The 3,830-nt window shown below is 25.6% G+C and carries 5 protein-coding genes; 3 read left to right on the forward strand and 2 right to left on the reverse strand.

What is annotated here, in order from left to right; genetic code table 11:
* The first annotated feature begins 40 nt into the window (after positions 1-40).
* The 3 genes from Q0H31_RS12915 to Q0H31_RS12925 all read left to right on the forward strand — a co-directional run bounded on the left by Q0H31_RS12915 (position 41) and on the right by Q0H31_RS12925 (position 1,996).
* A complete protein-coding gene (locus Q0H31_RS12915) occupies positions 41-475 on the forward strand; it encodes a GNAT family N-acetyltransferase (protein ID WP_295298840.1) in 435 nt (144 codons plus the stop codon).
* 107 nt (positions 476-582) lie between these two features.
* The gene (locus tag Q0H31_RS12920) at positions 583-1,308 is read left to right on the forward strand and encodes an ABC transporter permease (RefSeq protein ID WP_295298833.1); all 726 of its coding nucleotides are present in this window, start codon (positions 583-585) and stop codon (positions 1,306-1,308) included.
* Positions 1,298-1,996, forward strand: coding sequence for an ATP-binding cassette domain-containing protein (locus Q0H31_RS12925; protein WP_295298835.1), 699 nt, complete (start codon positions 1,298-1,300; stop codon positions 1,994-1,996). The genes Q0H31_RS12920 and Q0H31_RS12925 overlap by 11 nt, the downstream gene beginning before the upstream one ends.
* Here the strand turns inward: Q0H31_RS12925 and Q0H31_RS12930 are convergent.
* Positions 1,993-2,571: a tetratricopeptide repeat protein gene (locus Q0H31_RS12930; protein ID WP_295298837.1), complete on the reverse strand. Its 579-nt coding sequence runs from the start codon at positions 2,569-2,571 to the stop codon at positions 1,993-1,995. The genes Q0H31_RS12925 and Q0H31_RS12930 overlap by 4 nt on opposite strands.
* An 18-nt stretch (positions 2,572-2,589) precedes the next feature.
* Positions 2,590-3,615, reverse strand: coding sequence for a tRNA (adenosine(37)-N6)-threonylcarbamoyltransferase complex transferase subunit TsaD (tsaD, locus tag Q0H31_RS12935; protein ID WP_288684971.1), 1,026 nt, complete (start codon positions 3,613-3,615; stop codon positions 2,590-2,592).
* Positions 3,616-3,830: the final 215 nt, after the last annotated feature.

Here is a 3,830-nt window from a genome sequence, read left to right on the forward strand (position 1 = left end):
ATTGTTTATCTTTACTTAATTTACTGCGTTTCATACTTAAATTTTAACAAATTTCAGTTATCTAGGACAGCCCCATAATTTTTATAGATATGCCGTTTGCTTAAAAGAAGATAATATTCCTATAGGCTATATACATTTTGAAAACAATAATGATAGTAATGATTTTGGATATGGACTTAAAAAAGAATATTGGAACAAAGGAATAATAACAGAAGCTTCAAAAAAAGTTATAGAGAAATTAAAAAATGATAATATCAAATATATTACGGCAACTCATGATATAAATAATATTGCAAGCGGAGAAATAATGAAAAAAATCGGTATGCATTATAAATATACCTATGAAGAACTATGGCAGCCAAAAAATATATTAGTAACTTTTAGAATGTATCAATTAAACTTAGATAATAACAAAACAAGAGTTTACAATGTTTATTGGAATAAGTATAAAAAACATTTTATAGAAAAAATTTAAAGCAACTTTTAAAAAACTATAATAAATATAATTTGACAATTTATTGTTTTTTAGTATCATTAAAAAATTAAATAATGATTTAGCATATTTAAAATAATAAAAAAACAATGAAAAAAAAGATTATATATTTTTTTATAGGCATCATATTATTCATAGCTATATGGAGTTTTATTTCTTTAAAAATCAATTCTGAAATTATTTTCCCAAGTATAGATAAAATATTTTTAGATTTAATAAATATAATTTATCAAAAAGATTTTTACTCTAATTTGTTATATACTTTTGTAAGGGTGATAATTACTTTTGTTCTTTCATTTTTGCTTGCAATAACACTTGGAATAATTGCTGGAATATTTAAAAGTATTAGATATATTTTAATGCCAATTATAAACTTTATTAGAACCATTCCAACCATACCTCTTATTTTAATAGCAGTATTATGGTTTAATAATAATTTAGTGCCTATATTTGTATCTTTATTTGTAATATTTCCAATAATATATGATGCTGTAGTAAATGGAATTATAAACATTGATAAAAATCTCATAGAAATGTCAAACTCTTATAATGTGTCTTTTAAAAATCAATTAATAAGTTTGTATATACCGTCAATAAAACCCTATATACTCACTTCAATATCGCAATCAATGGGTATGACTTGGAAAAGCGTATTAGCTTCAGAAATTATAACTTTACCAACATTGGGACTTGGAACTAAACTATATGAATCGCATTTATATTTAAACACAGTTAGTTTGTTTGCATATTGTTTGATTGCAATTATATTTAATATTATATTTGAAATTATAATGAGGTTTCAAAATGATTTGTGATGATAAAAAAATAATTGATAACATTTTGCAAATAAACAATATAAACCTTTCATACAATAACAATATAATATTTAAAGATTTCTCTATTAGTTTATACATAAATAAAATAAATATTATATTAGGCTCATCAGGATGCGGAAAAACTTCGCTTCTTAATATAATTTCTAAACAAATTGACAGCCCCTCTTTTGTGTATCAAGAGCCAAGATTATTAAATCATTTAAACGCTTATGAGAATATTAATTATATCTTAAAAGACAAAATCAAAAATAAAAACCTAAGAGATAAAACTATAAAAGAAGCATTAACTATAACCAACCTCATTGATAATATACACAGCAAACCAAATGAGCTTAGCGGCGGAATGAAGCAAAGATTATCCTTAGCAAGAGCATTAGCTTATAATTCAGATTTTTTACTAATGGATGAACCATTACAAGGTCAGGATATTAAAAGAAAAAAAGAATTATTAGATATAATTAAAAACATACAAACAAAAACAAATAAAACTATTATCTATGTTACGCATGATATCTCAGAAGCTCTAATCCTTGGAGATTATATATATATTCTCTCAAAAAATAATAATTCTACAGAGTTGATATTTCAAACAAAATTAGAAAGCAATGATTTAAATAATAATATAGATATGCAGTCAAAGTTAATGGATATTCTTATAAACAATTAATCTTTTAATATCTCTAAAGCTTTATCATAACCTAAATCAGCAGATTTTTTTAAATATTTTTGAGAGAGCTTTTCATATTTTTCTTTTTTCTCATTATCTTTTTCATGCTTTATAAAAATATTATATATTCTATAAACGTCATAATAAGCAATATAATCTTCACTGTTATATTTCAAAGTCTCTTTTAAATATTTAAGTGCTGTTTTATATTTCTTTTGTCTTCTATAGCAAACAGCAAGTAAATAATAAGCATCAGAATAAGCCTTATTTAGAGATATTGCTTTTTCTAAATCTTCTATAGCTTTTTCTATTTCATTTCTCTCTAAATATATTTGAGCCTTACTATAATAAATATCAAAATCATGCGGATATATTTCTATAGATTTATTATAAGTTTTTATAGCATTATCATAATCTTTAATATCATAATAAACTGCAGCCAAATTATAATAAGCATCTAAATTCTTTTCATCTAATTCTATAACCTTTAATAAATCCTCTATAGCCTTATCATATTCTCTTTTATTGATATTATTTAAAGCACTGTAGAAATATTGATTTTCTTTGCTGTTCATTTTTATTTCCTAAATATATTAATTTTTTATGCTTTTATTTTTATTATACTTTTTATTTAAAACCCTCGAAGAGCAATCCAAAGCATAATCAGCAAACTCTTCTTTATCTTTCATATAATATGCAAGCCCTGCAACCATAGCCGCATTATCTGTAGTATATTTTAAAGCAGGAAGATAACATTCAAAATCTTTGGAGTTTCCAAACCTTTCACGCAAATAACTATTGCATGCCACCCCTCCAGATAATGTAACTCTCTTTATACCGCTTTTTTCAACATATTTAAGTGTCTTTATATATAAAGGCTCTATCGCACTTATTTGAAAAGCAGCTGCTATATTTTCATTTGTAGGCTCATAACCTTTTTGTAAATATTTTTGTGTAGAATATACGCAAGCTGTTTTAAGTCCGCTATAAGAAAAATTAAACTCATCAACACCATTAAGAAGCACTATAGGATATTTTATAGCTTCTTTGTCTCCTTCTCTTGCAAGCTTGTCTATAATAGGTCCTCCCGGATAGCCAAGATTTAAAAATTTAGAAACCTTATCATAGGCCTCACCAACTGCATCATCTAAAGTAGTCCCAACAACTTTATACTCCCCATAATCATGAACCTCTGTAATAATAGTATGCCCCCCTGAAACAACTAACGCTATATACGGAAACTCTATATTGTTTGTAAGGTGAGGTGAATAAATGTGTGCTGCTATATGGTCTAATGCCAATAATGGTTTGTTAAGAGAAAAAGCCAAAGCCTTAGCACTTCCAACTCCTACAAGAAGAGAGCCTAAAAGCCCAGGGCGATTTGTAACTGCAAACAAATCTATATCATCTAATGTTGTGTCAGCGTCTTTTAATGCCTTATCTATTACATAAAGTATAGCTTCCAAATGCTTTCTTGCCGCTATCTCTGGAACTACACCTTGAAATTCTTTATGAGCATCTATAGAAGAACTTAATACTGATGATAAAACATTGTTTCCATCTTCTACTATAGCAACGGAAGTATCATCACAAGAAGTATCTATTCCTAATATTTTCATTTTTTGTTTTTCTCCAAAGTGCATGTTGAGTTAATAATATATACTTTTTTTAACTATTTGTAAATATTAGTGTTTTCTATTTTTTGTTTAGGCCTATAATTTTGTAATTTTATTATAATTTAAATTGGAATAAAATAATTGGGGCTGTCCTAGATAACTAAAAAAGCTCCTTTTTTGCTAAATTATATATAATTTCCAATTGTTTTTCAACTTTA

Source organism: uncultured Brachyspira sp. (assembly GCF_934747485.1).
GTDB lineage: Bacteria > Spirochaetota > Brachyspiria > Brachyspirales > Brachyspiraceae > Brachyspira.

Coding starts and splice junctions, on each gene's coding strand:
- Q0H31_RS12930 (WP_295298837.1), bottom strand. CDS start 2,571: ATGAACAGCAAAGAAAATCAATATTTCTACAGTGCTTTAAATAATATC.
- tsaD (WP_288684971.1), bottom strand. CDS start 3,615: ATGAAAATATTAGGAATAGATACTTCTTGTGATGATACTTCCGTTGCT.
- Q0H31_RS12925 (WP_295298835.1), top strand. CDS start 1,298: ATGATTTGTGATGATAAAAAAATAATTGATAACATTTTGCAAATAAAC.
- Q0H31_RS12920 (WP_295298833.1), top strand. CDS start 583: ATGAAAAAAAAGATTATATATTTTTTTATAGGCATCATATTATTCATA.